We start from the raw sequence: 14167 nt of genomic DNA on the forward strand, positions 1-14167 counted from the left end.
ATGAATTTGGCGCGGTCGCTGTCAGTTGTGCACTGGTAATAGCGCAACCCGGCAAAGGACATGATCCGCCCTGCGATCACGTCGATCTGCTCATAGCGTTGCACAGCCTCAAGCAGGCCGGCGGCATCCAACTGTGACAGCTTGCCTTCGTAATCGGTGGCAAAGGCGGCACATTCCTTCTCCAGCCACGCCATATCCCGTCCCAGTTCGGGGCTGTCGGTGGCAGGGTAAAGATCGCTCAGGTCCCATTCGGGCAGATTTCCAAGGTCCTTTCCACCGGTTGTGTTGGCGTCGAAAACGGGCTGGGGGAATTGCATGGGAAAACCTTTCATTATGTCTTGTTAGATACATAGGCACTGTTTGAAAAAGTGAAAAGCCCATCAGCCGTAGGTCGCCAACATCTCTTTGAGATCATCGAGCGTGTTGGCCTCGACCACCGGTTTGTCGCGCCGCCAGCGCAGCATGCGCGGAAAGCGCAAGGCGACACCGGATTTGTGGCGCGGGCTGGCTTGAATGCCTTCAAAAGCGATTTCAAAGACATGCTCGGGCGGCACTTGCCTGACCGGACCAAAGCGCTGGAGGGTATTCTTGCGGACCCATGCAGTGATCTCGCGGAATTCCTTGTCGGTAAGACCAGAGTAGGCCTTGGTAAACGGTATAAGGTCATTGCCGTTGCGCACGGCGAATGTGTAATCGGTGAAAAGATTGGCGCGCCGTCCGTGACCAGCTTGGGCATAAATCATCACAGCATCAATAGTCAGCGGATCGATTTTCCATTTCCACCAGTCTCCGCGTTTGCGTCCCGCAAGGTACGGGCTGTCCAGCCGCTTCAGCATTAGACCTTCGGCGTTCAGGTCGCGCGATTGGTCACGTGCGGCGCCGAGGTCTTCCCACGTTTCGAACGGGATAGACGCTGAAAGGCGTATTGGTGCGGTTTCGGGGACGGCAGAGATCAACAAATGTAGGGCCGCGCGTCGTTCTTCCAACGGCGTTTCGCGGATGTCACGTCCTTCATGCTCCAGAAGATCATAGGCCATCAGGATCACGGGTGCCTCGGTCAGCAGTTTCTTGGGCACTGTCTTGCGCCCGATCCGCTTTTGAAGCGTATTGAAGGACAGCGGTCTTTCGTCCATGAATGCCAGCACTTCGCCATCAATCACCGTGCCATCGGTCAGGTAATCACGCAGTTGGGCGAACTCTGGAAAGCGGTCGGTCATCAGGTCTTCGCCGCGCGACCATAGGTGGTGTTCGCCGCCCCGCACGATCAATTGCCCACGGATCCCGTCCCATTTGCGTTCGGCGCTCCAGTCGGTGGGCGGCCCTAGGTCGTGAAACCTATCCAGCTGATAGGCCAGATAGAACGGGTAGGGGCGCGACAGGTCGGCGGTGGGGTCTTCGGCCTCGATCAGAGCGTCCCACGTTGTGGTGTCCGGTGTCCAGTTGCCCATCAGCTTGTGGGTCAGTTGCGGTTCTGCCTGTCCCGTTGCCTGCGCCAGCGCGCGGGTGATCAGTTTGGCGCTGACGCCGATGCGGAAACCACCGGTGAGCAGTTTTGTGAAAAGGAAGCGTTCAGTGGCAGGCAGGCTGTTCCATGCGCTCAAGATCCCAGCTTTTCGCGCGTCTTCTTCCAATAACGAAAGCGATTTAATATATTCAAGCCAGTGGGTCAGCGTTTGATCTTGATCTTCCGTCGCAGGAGGCAAAACCAATGCGATCGTTTCGGCCAGATCACCGACGATGCTATAGCTTTCCTCAAATAACCAGTCGGGTAATCCTGCGACCTCTGCTGCCCACGCGCGCAGGCGGGTGGCGGTGATCGTCCGTTTGGGCCTGCGTCCGGTGAATAGCGCTATGGTCCATAGGCGATCCTCGGGAGTAGCCGTCTGGAAATACTCGGCCAAGGCTGCCGTTTTGACCGTTGTCTTGGTGCTTTCGTCGATGCGGGTGAAAAGGGCGGCAAAGTCTTTCATGCTTCAGCTTCCTCTGACGCATCGAACCCTTCGCCCTGATAATCCGTGCTGATGATGTGGGCGTCGTAGCCTTGGGTGGTCAGCCATTTCTGGAAGGCGGACGTATAGCCGTGCGTGGCAAAAACCCTTGTTGCACCCGTTGCCTTGATCGCAGCGTTCAGCCCTTCCCAGTCGGCATGATCGGATACGATGAATCCGCGATCTGCCGCGCGTCTGCGGCGCACGCCCCGCAGGGCCATCCAGCCGCTGGCAAAGGCCGTGGACGCCGGGCCAAACCGCCGCGCCCATGGGGTACCTAGCGCGCTGGGTGTGGCAAGAACCAGCGCGCCGGGGTGTGTCTTGTGGCTGATATCGGGAGTGACCAGCGTTGTTTCGGGCAAGGTGAAACCTTGGCCGCGCAACACCGAGTTTGTGTTTTCAATCGCGCCATGGGTCAGGATCGGGCCGATGTCGGGGTTCACGGTGGTCAGCAGCCGCTGGGCCTTGCCAAGGGCATAGGCCCCCATGATAGACGTGCGCCCCGCTGCCGCATTGGCTGCCCACCAGTCGTTGATCTGCCGGGTCAGGATATCTTGGGGTGTCCATTTGAAGATGGGCAGGCCGAAAGTGCATTCTGTGATGAAGGCGTGGCAGCGCACCGGTTCAAAGGGCTCCGAAAGGCCATCTGCGACGGTCTTGTAGTCGCCGGAAACGACCCAGACTTCGCCTTTGACTTCTATTCTGATCTGCGCCGAACCGGGGACATGGCCTGCCGGGTGAAACGACACGCATGCATCTCCGATCCGGGTGACTTGGGCGAAGTTCATGGTTTCCAAAGTGATCTCGCCCAGCCGGTGGCGCATGACGGGGGCGGTCCCCTTGGTCGCCATATATCGCCCCATGCCGGCGCGGGCATGATCACTGTGGCCGTGGGTGATCAGTGCGCGGTCAACAGGCTTCCACGGGTCAATATAGAAATCGCCCGCAGGGCAATAGATGCCACGGTCAGTGAATGTCAGAACGTCAGTCATGCATCAACTATAGAGCGGTACAGGCCATGGCCAATGGCCGGGGGGTAGGTTTCGCCCGCCTTAGGGTGTAACAGATTTGGGTGAACAAGACTTAATGAGGTGGCCCATGGCCCTTGATCCTGCGCTGATTGAAAAAACCTATGCGGCTATCAAATCTGCGACGATGCGGACGCCAACAGTCCATGCGGCACGCCTGTCGCTGCATCTGGGCATCGACCTTTATCTGAAACTGGAAAACCTGCAGCACACCAACGCGTTCAAGGCGCGGGGGGCGCTGGCCAAGCTACTCACACTCAGTGACGCCGAATGCGCCGCTGGCGTGATCGCGTGCAGTGCGGGCAACCACGCACAGGGTTTGGCCTATCATGCCAGCCGTTTGGGAATTCCGGCGGTGATCGTGATGCCAGAGGGGACGCCATTCAATAAAGTGAAACGGACCAAGGATTTCGGGGCCGAAGTCGTGCTGCATGGCAAGGGCTTTGACGAAAGCGTGCAGTTCACGCTGGATATGGCAGCAGAGAAGGGAATGACCTTTGTGCATCCTTTCGATGATCCGGTGGTTGCCGCAGGGCAGGGCACCGTGGCGCTGGAAATGCTGGAGCAGGAACCTGATCTGGATGTGATCGTTGTTCCGATCGGTGGTGGCGGTCTGATTGCAGGCATGGCAGTTGCGGCGAAATCGGTCAAACCCGACGTACAGATCATCGGCGCGCAGGCAGCAAATTTTGATGCTGTGAAAGCGCACTTTGACGATGTTGGAACCAACTTTGGCGGTTCCACCTTGGCCGAAGGGATCGCGGTGCGGGAACCGGCTGCTGCAAACCTTGCGGTGATCGCCAGCCATGTGGACCGCGTTGAAACCGCGACCGAGGCCGAGATTGAAGCCGCCGTTTTTGACCTCTTGTCCTATGAAAAGATCGTGGCTGAAGGGGCCGCCGGCGCGGGGCTGGCGATCATTGAAAAGCATGCGAAGGATTTTCACGGCAAGAAAGTCGGATTGGTCGTCTGCGGCGGTAATATCGATTCGCGCCTTCTTTCAACACTGATCCTGCGCGGGCTGGTTCGCGATGGCCGGATCACGCGCCTGACATTCGAGATTGATGATACACCCGGCCAACTGTCTGATATTTCGCGGATCATCGGCGCGGCCGGGGCGAATGTGATCGAGGTCATTCACCAACGGATGATGCAGAGCGTGTCGCTCAAGCAGGCCGAGCTGGAGATCGTGATCGAGGCGCGTGACAAGCAGCATGTTGTCGATACGGTCGGACAGCTACGTGCCGCCGGTTTCAAGGTCCGTGCCGACAGTGATTTGGGTTAAGCGGCCTGAGCCAGCTGCGTGTCAAAAAACGCCGCTGTCTCGTCGAAGATCATATTGCGCAAGTCCGGTGTATCCATGAGCATCTCGTGCTTGCCACCTTCGATGACCCGCAGGGTTCCGTTGGGCCAATCTTGCATACGTGCGTGGATGCGAGAGGGGTCAACGATGGTCTCTTCGGTGCCCAGATAGGTCATGCAGGGTAAGTTGGGCGACGGTATGCGGCTGAGCCTGCGCATCTCACGCAATGACGCGCTGAGCCAGCGCAACGATGGTCCTCCAAGGCCCAGATCAGGATGCTTTTGGAGCTGTTGGCCGAACAGTGACCACATGTCGGCGTCACTTGTCAGCGCGTTATCTGCGAACGTCTCGCGCAGCGCGTAGCTTTCGTCCGTCTGGCCGGGTGTCAGAGACTGGTCAAAACCCAAAGGTGTACTGATGCCTGACAGTGCCCATGCCACCGGCCGCAAGGCGCGTTCCATCTGGACCCCCCACATTGGCGCCGAAAACATGGCGGCGTCGACCTGCAAGCCTTCGATCAATGCGCGCAGACCAATACAGCCACCCATCGAGTGTCCGATCAGGAAGTAAGGGCGTGGCAGTTGGGCTTGTTTGGCATAAGCCAACGATGCCGCGACATCTTTTTGATAATCGGTAAACTTGCGCACATGTCCGACTGCCCGGTTCTGGGTCATCCGGTCGGCTAGCCCCTGACCGCGCCAGTCGATGGCGAGGGTCGCGTATCCACGATTCTGCAGCGCCTGTGCCGTGAGCCCGTATTTTTCGACGAATTCGGTGCGCCCGGGAAAGACCAGAACAGTGCCTTTGGCCTTGGCGAAGGTCCAATGACCAACGCGGATGCGCAGCCCGTCCGACGTGGTCAGCCAATGCGCAACCCCCCCGGCGGGACCGTGTGCGATATCGTCGAAAAAGGGGGCCGCCTGCATCATTATGACAGAACGCCGGAAAGCTTCATGGCTTGTCCCATATCGCCGTCAACCGTGAGTTTGCCCGTCATGAAAGCCGTTGTCGGGTTCATCTCGCCATCAAGGATCGCTTTGAAGACGTCTGTCGTGGCAGTCAGCGTCACCTCTGCGTCTTCATCGCCTGCGCGCGCACCATCGCTGTCAATTATGATGCTGCCTTCGTCTTCGATCGTGAATTTCGCAGTGCCGTCAAAGCCTGCTCCAGCCATTTTCGCGTTCAGGGCGGCGACGGCTTCGGTTACAACATCAGTCATTTTTGATCCTCTATTCGTTGATGTGACTGCGCGACCTCTGGTGTTGCGCGCACAGTGCACTACATTACCGTTATGGGTATGCAGACACATCGCTTCAAATGTATCGTTACGGCACTTTGCTTTGCAGTCGGGATTTCGTTTCCGGCTTACGCGCAGCAAACGACGTTGGATGAACTTTTTCAAGAGCTCGCCGAGGCGGATGAAAACAATTATGCCCGCATTGAAGGGCAGATCATAGCGCAGTGGGAAAAGAGCGGGTCCGCGGCGATGGACCTGCTGTTACGACGCGGCAAGGACGCGCTGGAAGACGGTGCGCCCGAAGTCGCGGCAGAGCATTTCACCGCTTTGGTCGACCATGCGCCGAATTTTGCGGAAGGCTATTACGGGCGTGCGTCGTCATATTTCCTGATGGGTCTGACGGGGCCGGCATTGGACGACATTCGTCAGGCGCTAAGCCTGAACCCCCGTCATTTCGAGGGGATTCGCGGTCTGGCCATCATCATGGAAGAGCTGGAGCGTCCGGAAGATGCGCTGGAGCTTTATGAGATGATCCTGACGATGCATCCGAATTCGACCGAAGCTCTGGGGTCGGTCGACCGTTTGAAATTGCAGCTAGAGGGTCGGGCGCTTTAAGCGTCGATCCTCCGAAGTTTCGGGGAAGAATATGACGGGCTCCCGGATCACGGCTGTGCTTGGGCCGACGAACACTGGCAAGACGCACTATGCGATTGAACGGATGCTGTCTTATCGGACAGGTGTTATCGGCTTGCCGTTGCGTTTGCTTGCGCGCGAAGTCTATGATCGGATCGTTGCGGTGCGCGGACCCGGTGTTGTGGCCTTGATCACTGGCGAGGAGCGGATCGTGCCGCCGCGTGCCGCTTATTGGGTGTGTACGGTCGAGGCGATGCCCGAAGGAATGGGCTGCGATTTTCTGGCGATCGACGAAATCCAGCTTTGCAATGATCCCGAACGCGGGCACGTCTTTACCGATCGGTTGCTGAATGCGCGCGGCCTGCATGAAACGCTGTTTCTGGGTGCAGAGACGATGCGCGATGCGATTTCCGCCATTGTGCCGGACGTGTACTTCATGCGCCGCGAGCGGATGTCGCAACTTACATATACAGGTTCGAAAAAGATAAGTCGTATGCCTGCACGGTCCGCGATTGTCGGGTTTTCGGTTGAAAATGTATATGCGATCGCAGAGCTTTTGCGCCGTACAAAGGGCGGTGCAGCCGTCGTCATGGGTGCATTGTCGCCGCGGACACGCAATGCGCAGGTCGAGATGTACCAGAACGGCGACGTGGATTATCTGGTGGCGACCGATGCCATCGGCATGGGGCTGAACCTTGACATCAGCCATGTCGCATTTTCGTCGCTCACCAAGTTTGACGGTCGCCGGATGCGGCACCTGCAGCCTGAAGAACTCGCGCAGGTCGCGGGTCGGGCAGGACGCCATGTCGAGAACGGCACCTTTGGCGTCACTGGCGAAGCGCCGCCTTTGGATGAAGGTGTCGCACAGGCAATTTGTGATCACCGGTTTCAGCCGGTCAAGAAACTGCAGTGGCGCAATAGCAGGCTTCAATTCGGCTCGGTCAAGCGCCTGATTGCGACCCTCGAAGAGCGAACGGATGATTTCTGGCTGACGCGGGTGCGCGAAAGCGATGATCTTGCCGCACTCAAGGCACTTGCGATGGATAGTGAGGTTGCGGCGCGCGCGACCGACGGGCCCTCGGTCAAGTTGCTGTGGGATGTCTGCCGTATTCCCGATTTCCGGGGCATCAGCAAAGGCGAACATGCCAGCCTGCTGACTCACATCTATAACGACCTGCATCAACTTGGGCATGTGTCCGCCAATTGGTTCGGTTTGCAAGTCCGGCGCATTGACCGGACGGATGGGGATATTGATACGTTGTCTAAAAGGCTGGCTTATATCCGGACGTGGACTTACGTTGCGCAACGCAACGGCTGGTTGATTGACGATTCTCATTGGCGTGATGAGACCCGCGCTGTAGAAGATCGTTTGTCAGATGCGCTTCATGGCGCGCTGACGCAAAGATTTGTGGATCGGCGGACCAGTATTCTGCTTCGCCGGCTCAAACAGAAGGAGAGCCTTTTGGCTGATGTGAACGATAAAGGTGAAGTAACCGTCGAAGGCGAATTTGTCGGACGGTTGGCAGGTTTCCGGTTCCGGATGGACAAGGCAGGCAGCCCCGATGAGGCGAAAACACTGCGACAGGCATCCGTGCAGGCGTTGGCACCGCAGTTCAACCTGTTGGCTGACAGGTTCTACAATGCACCCGATCCCGAAATTGATTTTACCGAACAGGGCGGATTGATGTGGGGTGATCAGGCGGTCGGCAAGCTGGTGAAGGGCGACGATCCATTCAAGCCCGGCGTCGAGGCGTTCGTCGACGAAGAAGCTGGAGCCGATGTCGCAGCCAAGGTGCAGCGTCGCCTGCAACATTTTATCGATCGCAAGATCGCCGCCGGCTTTGAACCGCTCATCGCGCTGAAAAATGATGATACGCTGACGGGCTCTGCCAAGGGATTTGCATTCCGCATGGCCGAGGGGTTTGGGATCATTCCGCGCGGCGAAGTCGCTGACGACGTGAAAGCCTTGGATCAGGACGCGCGTGGTGCGCTGCGCAAGCATGGTGTCCGTTTTGGCCAATTCACGATTTTCATGCCACTTTTGCTCAAACCTGCGCCGACGCGGTTGCGACTGGTGCTTTGGTCGCTGAACAAAGAACTGGGCGAATTTCCTGAAAGCCCGCCACCCGGGCTGGTCACGGTATTGTCGTCCAAGGATGCGGTCCCGGGTTATTATGCGATGGCCGGGTACCGCGCTGCTGGCGAACGTGCGATCCGGATCGATATGTTGGAACGCCTTGCCGACATGCTGCGCGATAAAGACAGCCGTGGCGGGTTTGAAGCAAACCCCGATATGCTGTCGATTACGGGCATGACACTGGAGCAATTCGCGGATCTGATGAGCGGTCTTGGTTATAAGGCCGAGAAAGGTGAGCGTGAGAAGCTCAAAGCTGTTGCGGCTGTGGCCGATCCTGTGGCGGAAACCTCCGGTGAGGCGATTGCTTCGACGGATAATGCGCGGGTGGAAACGCCTGACGCAACAACCGAGTCCGGTACTGAAACAGAGGTATTTTACACCTTCACTTGGGGTAGCCGCGCCCAACGTGCCCCACGTCCGCAGAGTGACAACCGGTCACGCGGCAAGGCCAAGCCAAAAGGTAAAGTCAAACCTCAAGCTGGCGGTAACAAGCCACAAACCTATCAGGCCAAGCCCAAACGAGAAAAACAGATCGACCCTGATAACCCCTTTGCTGCCGCCTTGGCCGGCTTCAAGAAGGATTGACCGACTCCCGTCCGACCATCCGGCTGGATAAATGGCTTTGGCATGCGCGCTTTTTCAAATCGCGCAGTCTGGCCGCCGGAGTCGTGTCGGCCGGTAAAGTGCGTGTCGATAGTCAGCCGGTCAGCAAGCCTGCGCGCATTGTGGGGCCGGGCAATGTCCTGACGTTCGTGCAAGCCGATGATACAAAGGTCGTGCGTATTCTGGCCTGTGGCGCACGACGCGGGCCGGCACCTGAGGCACAAGAGCTTTACGAGGACCTGACGCCTGCACCGAAGGAACGGGCCATTGCCGCGAAGGGCGCCAACCCGCGCTATGACAAGGGCGGTCGCCCCACGAAGAAAGACCGGCGTGATATGGGGATCGACTAGCCCCGCGCTCCGACATTCATTCTGAGTGCGATCGGGGGCTGATTTTCGGGTTTTCGGGTCTTACCTGCGTCACTGCGTCTGTTGGACCTTGAATGCCTTGGCGGTCTATTCTAGCTAGACTGCGTTAGCTACTTCGGAACCCGCGCCTTATGACATATATCGTCAACGACAACTGCATCGCCTGCAAATACACCGACTGCGTCGAGGTCTGCCCCGTGGACTGCTTTTACGAGGGTGAAAACATGCTGGTGATCCACCCTGACGAATGTATCGACTGCGGTGTTTGCGAACCCGAATGCCCCGCTGACGCGATCCGCCCCGATACAGAGCCGGATATGGAAAAATGGGTTGAATTCAATCGCAAGTATTCCGAAATGTGGCCTGTGATCATCACGAAGAAAGATCCGCTGCCCACCGCCGAGGAAATGGACGGCAAGGAAGGCAAGTTGGAACTCTTTTCCGAAGCTGCTGGCGAAGGTGGCTGATTCGGCCGATCTTTACGGTTAAGTTATTGTTTTTTAATGGTTCTATGGTGTTGGGATGTGGCGCTTCCAGATATGTGGTTTTTGTGATATGATAAGTCCAATGCTGCGAACAAGTTGATCCAGATTTGCTGTCGACATTTCCCGGCGGAGGCTCTTTGCCCCCGGCGGTTTTTTGTGGCCGCAAATTTTGCATCGCCGTGAAAGGACGATCATGAGCAAGAAGAAATACGATTTTACACCGAACGAGTTTGTCGTTTACCCCGCGCATGGCGTGGGCAAGATTGTTTCGATTGAAACACAAGAGGTTGCCGGCTTTGAACTCGAGATGTTTGTCGTCTCATTTGAAAAAGACAAGATGACCTTGCGGGTTCCGACGCACAAGGCGACAGACGTCGGCATGCGGGCATTGGCGAGCCCTGATGTGGTCGGTCATGCAATGAAGACACTGCGGGGCAAGGCCAAGGTGAAAAAGGCCATGTGGTCGCGCCGGGCGCAGGAATATGAACAGAAAATCAATTCCGGTGACCTGATCGCCATAGCCGAGGTTGTCCGCGACCTGCACCGTCAGGACGATCAGCGCGAACAGAGCTATTCCGAGCGCCAGCTTTACGAAGCGGCGCTGGAGCGTCTGACACGCGAGATCGCAGCCGTGGCCGGCAATGACGAGAATGCCGCCGCCGCCGAGATCGACTCGGTTCTGGTCAGCCGCGCCGCCTGAGCAGGTTTCGATTTTTGAAAGGCCGCGCTCCGCTTGGAGGGCGGCCTTTGTCGTGGCGGTAAAGATGCGCCCTAAAGCGCGCGCCACCCGATGTCGGAGCGGTAAAAACCGTCATCCCAATCAATGCCCTGCGCCATGGCGTAGGCTTTTTCATGTGCCTCTGCCAGATCGTTGCCGCGCGCTGTGATGTTCAGCACACGGCCACCGGAGGCCGTGATCTGTCCGCCGACCTGCTGCGTTCCTGCATGGAAAACCATGTGGAAACTGTCTTCAGGTTGGCTTTCCAAACCCTTGATCTCTGTCCCTTTTGCATAATTGCCGGGATAGCCTTTGGCGGCCATGACGATCGTGAGCGCATGGTCATCCGCCCAATTGACCTGCATCTTGTCCAGACGTTCTTCGGCGCAGGCTTGAAGCAGATCAAGGATTTGTCCACCCAAACGCATCATCAGGCATTGGCATTCGGGATCGCCAAAGCGGACGTTATATTCCACCAGTCGTGGCTGGCCGTTCTGGATCATCAATCCGCAGAACAGGACACCTTGAAACGGTGTGCCGCGTTTGCGCATTTCGTCCATTGTGGGCTGGATGATTTCATCCAGCGCCTTGCGTGTGATTTCGTCGGTCATGACAGGGGCAGGGGAATAGGCGCCCATGCCCCCTGTGTTGGGGCCGGTATCTCCGTCATAGGCGCGTTTGTGGTCTTGTGCAGTGCCGATGGGCAGAATGGTCTTGCCGTCGCAAAGCACGAAGAACGATGCTTCTTCGCCGTCCATGAACTCTTCAACCACGACCTCTGCGCCTGCTTCGCCAAAACTGCCGTCGAACATATCGTCTATGGCGGCCAGCGCATCTTCCTCGGTCATTGCGACGATCACGCCCTTTCCGGCGGCCAGCCCGTCGGCCTTGACCACGATAGGTGCACCCTGTTCGCGAATATACGCGCGAGCAGCGTCGGCTTTGGTGAAGTGTGCATAGGCTGCCGTCGGCGCGTTGGCAGCATCGCAGATCGCCTTGGTGAAGGACTTGGAGGCTTCAAGTTGCGCGGCCTCTTGGCTGGGGCCAAAGACCAGCAGACCGGCGCTGCGCAGCCGGTCTGCGACACCGGCGGCAAGTGGGGCTTCGGGCCCGATGATCACGAAATCGATGGCGTTTTCAGCGGCAAAGGTTGCAACGACACCACCATCGAGGATGTCGATGTCCGCACATTCCGCAATCGCCGCAATGCCGGCATTGCCGGGTGCAACGATCAGACGGTCGCATTTCGGGTTCTGTTTGACCGCCCAAGCAAGGCTGTGTTCGCGTCCGCCGCTGCCCAAGATGAGAATGTTCATATGCGCCCCTTTCCGGCTATTTTGCCCGGTTCTAAGGCGGTCACCACGCAACCACAAGTATCGCGCAAATATCCGTGTTTTTGGCATAGGGTGCTTGGCCAATGCCGCGCATCATACTACTGTTCGGTTAGGGGACGCAGCAGACAAGCGAACAGCACGTATGAAACCGACCAAAAAGGACCGGCCGCTTTGGCACCGGCTTGAAGGCTACAGCTTTCATGAGCGTCCGCTGACACGTTCGCTCGTGGCTCGTCTGGAAGAAGAGACCGGACATTCGGTCGATGTCTGCTACATTCTAGTCGAAGAATACCGCCGCTTCATATTTCTTGTGGGAAGCACGGGCGAAACGCTGGCACCTTCGCCGATCGTCGATGTGGTCTGGCAGATGCATGCCGAGGACAAAAAGGCCTATTTCGAAGATTTCTGCCTGCGCGTGATTGGTCGTACGATCCATCATCCAGGTGATTTGCCGCCGTTTCAGGATGACCCGGATTACCTGCGGACACTGGATTATTACACGGAAGAATTTGGGCGTCCGCAAGTGCAGTTCTGGCCGGACCCGGATTTGGCCACCGTGCGCATGTCGCGCATCCTGTTCTGGATCAGTGGCATCCTTGCGATCATGCTGTCACTGCTCTTCAATTCGATCTGGTTTGCCGGTTTTGGCGCGCTTTTGTTCACGGCAACTGTGTTTTTAAAATGGAAATTCTCATCTCTGCCGTTGCGGTCACAGCCTAGGAAAGGTCTGACGTGAACGATTTATTTGAAGATGGCCCGGTCGATAACACTCCCGAATTTTCGGTTTCCGAAATTTCGGGAGCGGTCAAGAAAGCCATTGAAGGGGGCTTCTCTCATGTCCGCGTCAGAGGCGAGGTCGGGCGCGTTTCCCGACCTGCATCCGGGCACATCTATCTGGATCTGAAGGATGATCGCGCCGTGCTTGCTGGTGTGATCTGGAAGGGCCGCGCGCAGGGCTTGGCCCATCGGCCGGAAGAAGGCATGGAAGTCATCGCAACTGGAAAGCTGACGACCTTTCCGGGGCAATCGAAATACCAGATGGTGATCGAGGATATCGCGCCTGCTGGTGCAGGTGCTTTGATGGCGATGCTGGAAAAGCGCAAGGCGGCCTTGGCCGCCGAGGGTCTCTTTGCGCCGGAGCGCAAGAAACCCCTGCCATATCTGCCCGAAATTATCGGCGTTGTGACGTCGCCATCGGGTGCTGTCATTCGGGATATACTGCACCGTCTGCGTGACCGTTTCCCCCGCAAGGTGCTGGTCTGGCCGGTTGCCGTGCAAGGTGCCAAATGTGCACCCGAGGTGGCTGCTGCGATTGAAGGGTTCAACAAGCTGACACCGGGTGGTGCATTGCCGCGCCCCGATTTGCTGATCGTGGCGCGTGGTGGTGGTTCGCTGGAGGACCTGTGGGGCTTTAACGAAGAGATTGTCGCGCGCGCAGCGGCGACATCCGATATCCCGCTGATTTCGGCGGTCGGTCACGAAACGGACACGACGCTGATCGACTACGTTTCAGACATGCGCGCGCCGACACCAACGGCTGCGGCAGAACTGGCCGTGCCCGTGCGCATGGAGTTGCTGGCATGGGCAGATCAGCAAGGCGCCCGCCTGAGCCGCGCCTTGACGACAGGGTTGACCCAAAGGCAGCAACGGGTCCGCGACCTCGTGCGGGCTTTGCCGCAGGTGGATGCATTGGTCGAAGGGCCGCGCCAGCGGCTGGATTATCTCGGCGAGCGGTTGCCAGCGGCGCTTAGGGGCGCGGCAGCCAAAAAGCGGTTGCAGATGAGCGAGGCCGCATTGCGTCCCGGTATTCTGTCGCGCCGGTTGGCCGAGGACCGGCGGCGCCTGGATGGTTTTGCTGCGCGACTTGAGCCTGCGCTGATCCGCAGGACGCGTGACGGGCGGACAGCACTTGAACAAACAAGCCGCGGATTGCGCGGGCGGGTGCTGCAGGATCGCATTGCGCGGCAGTCCGAGCGTCTGGCAGTGGTGCTGCGCCGCCTTTCTGACCGTGCATCGCGTCAGCAGTCGGAACGTTTGGCGCAACTAGAGGCGCTTGACCGTTTGCGCGAAACTCTGGGCTATGTGGAGACGCTCAAGCGCGGCTATGCCGTTGTGCGCGGCGACGGGGCGGTGGTAACGACCAAAGGCGCTGCCCAGAAAGCGAAAGCTCTTGAGATTGAATTCGCAGATGGTCGTCTGAACGTGAGCAAGGGCATGCAGGGCAAGCTGCTTTGATGAAGTCTCAGGATGATAGATCGTTGCAAATCAACGGGTCTTCGCGGTCCGGTACTTCGTAGATGATCGTTGTATTGGGGCGCGTGGTAAAAATGCCG

Annotated in this window: 13 protein-coding genes and 1 pseudogene; 8 read left to right on the top strand and 6 right to left on the bottom strand. The window is 58.0% G+C overall.

What is annotated here, in order from left to right:
• The 3 genes and pseudogenes from R6T97_RS13540 to R6T97_RS13550 form a co-directional block, all read right to left on the bottom strand.
• A pseudogene (locus R6T97_RS13540) lies at positions 1 to 317 on the bottom strand (oligoendopeptidase F); the annotation flags it as partial.
• A gap of 63 nt (positions 318 to 380) precedes the next feature.
• On the bottom strand, positions 381 to 1970 hold the full coding sequence (locus tag R6T97_RS13545; protein ID WP_410349825.1) for an ATP-dependent DNA ligase: 1590 nt from the start codon (positions 1968 to 1970) through the stop codon (positions 381 to 383).
• The gene (locus R6T97_RS13550; RefSeq protein ID WP_410349826.1) at positions 1967 to 2980 is read right to left on the bottom strand and encodes a ligase-associated DNA damage response exonuclease; all 1014 of its coding nucleotides are present in this window, start codon (positions 2978 to 2980) and stop codon (positions 1967 to 1969) included. The genes R6T97_RS13545 and R6T97_RS13550 overlap by 4 nt, the downstream gene beginning before the upstream one ends.
• A gap of 106 nt (positions 2981 to 3086) precedes the next feature.
• On the opposite strand from R6T97_RS13550, the gene R6T97_RS13555 reads away from it, so the two are divergent.
• Positions 3087 to 4301: a threonine ammonia-lyase gene (locus R6T97_RS13555; protein WP_410349827.1), complete on the top strand. Its 1215-nt coding sequence runs from the start codon at positions 3087 to 3089 to the stop codon at positions 4299 to 4301.
• On the opposite strand, the gene R6T97_RS13560 is transcribed toward R6T97_RS13555, so the two are convergent.
• The gene (locus R6T97_RS13560) at positions 4298 to 5248 is read right to left on the bottom strand and encodes an alpha/beta hydrolase (RefSeq protein ID WP_410349828.1); all 951 of its coding nucleotides are present in this window, start codon (positions 5246 to 5248) and stop codon (positions 4298 to 4300) included. The two genes, R6T97_RS13555 and R6T97_RS13560, sit on opposite strands and share 4 nt — an antisense overlap.
• A complete protein-coding gene (locus R6T97_RS13565) occupies positions 5248 to 5538 on the bottom strand; it encodes an SCP2 sterol-binding domain-containing protein (protein ID WP_410349829.1) in 291 nt (96 codons plus the stop codon). Before R6T97_RS13565 ends, R6T97_RS13560 begins: the two co-directional genes overlap by 1 nt.
• 78 nt (positions 5539 to 5616) lie before the next feature.
• On the opposite strand from R6T97_RS13565, the gene R6T97_RS13570 reads away from it, so the two are divergent.
• The 5 genes from R6T97_RS13570 (at position 5617) to R6T97_RS13590 (ending at position 10482) form a co-directional block, all read left to right on the top strand.
• Positions 5617 to 6171 carry a tetratricopeptide repeat protein gene (locus tag R6T97_RS13570; RefSeq protein ID WP_410349830.1) on the top strand — a complete coding sequence of 185 codons (555 nt, stop codon included), beginning with the start codon at positions 5617 to 5619 and terminating at the stop codon, positions 6169 to 6171.
• 31 nt (positions 6172 to 6202) lie between these two features.
• Positions 6203 to 8911, top strand: coding sequence for a helicase-related protein (locus tag R6T97_RS13575; protein ID WP_410349831.1), 2709 nt, complete (start codon positions 6203 to 6205; stop codon positions 8909 to 8911).
• Positions 8908 to 9279 carry an RNA-binding S4 domain-containing protein gene (locus tag R6T97_RS13580; RefSeq protein WP_410349832.1) on the top strand — a complete coding sequence of 124 codons (372 nt, stop codon included), beginning with the start codon at positions 8908 to 8910 and terminating at the stop codon, positions 9277 to 9279. The genes R6T97_RS13575 and R6T97_RS13580 overlap by 4 nt, the downstream gene beginning before the upstream one ends.
• A 149-nt stretch (positions 9280 to 9428) precedes the next feature.
• Positions 9429 to 9764 carry a ferredoxin FdxA gene (gene fdxA / locus R6T97_RS13585; protein ID WP_410349833.1) on the top strand — a complete coding sequence of 112 codons (336 nt, stop codon included), beginning with the start codon at positions 9429 to 9431 and terminating at the stop codon, positions 9762 to 9764.
• Positions 9765 to 9975: 211 nt separating this feature from the next.
• Positions 9976 to 10482 carry a CarD family transcriptional regulator gene (locus R6T97_RS13590; protein ID WP_410349834.1) on the top strand — a complete coding sequence of 169 codons (507 nt, stop codon included), beginning with the start codon at positions 9976 to 9978 and terminating at the stop codon, positions 10480 to 10482.
• 71 nt (positions 10483 to 10553) lie between these two features.
• Here R6T97_RS13590 and purD read toward each other — a convergent pair whose 3' ends face one another.
• Complete coding sequence (gene purD / locus R6T97_RS13595; RefSeq protein ID WP_410349835.1) at positions 10554 to 11816, bottom strand: phosphoribosylamine--glycine ligase; 1263 nt, start codon at positions 11814 to 11816, stop codon at positions 10554 to 10556.
• Positions 11817 to 11976: 160 nt separating this feature from the next.
• On the opposite strand from purD, the gene R6T97_RS13600 reads away from it, so the two are divergent.
• A complete protein-coding gene (locus R6T97_RS13600) occupies positions 11977 to 12570 on the top strand; it encodes a glycine-rich domain-containing protein (protein ID WP_410349836.1) in 594 nt (197 codons plus the stop codon).
• Positions 12567 to 14069, top strand: coding sequence for an exodeoxyribonuclease VII large subunit (gene xseA, locus R6T97_RS13605; RefSeq protein WP_410349837.1), 1503 nt, complete (start codon positions 12567 to 12569; stop codon positions 14067 to 14069). Before R6T97_RS13600 ends, xseA begins: the two co-directional genes overlap by 4 nt.
• Positions 14070 to 14167 lie beyond the last annotated feature (98 nt).

The sequence above is a fragment of the Yoonia sp. genome (genome assembly GCF_046498525.1).
Lineage (GTDB): Bacteria > Pseudomonadota > Alphaproteobacteria > Rhodobacterales > Rhodobacteraceae > Yoonia.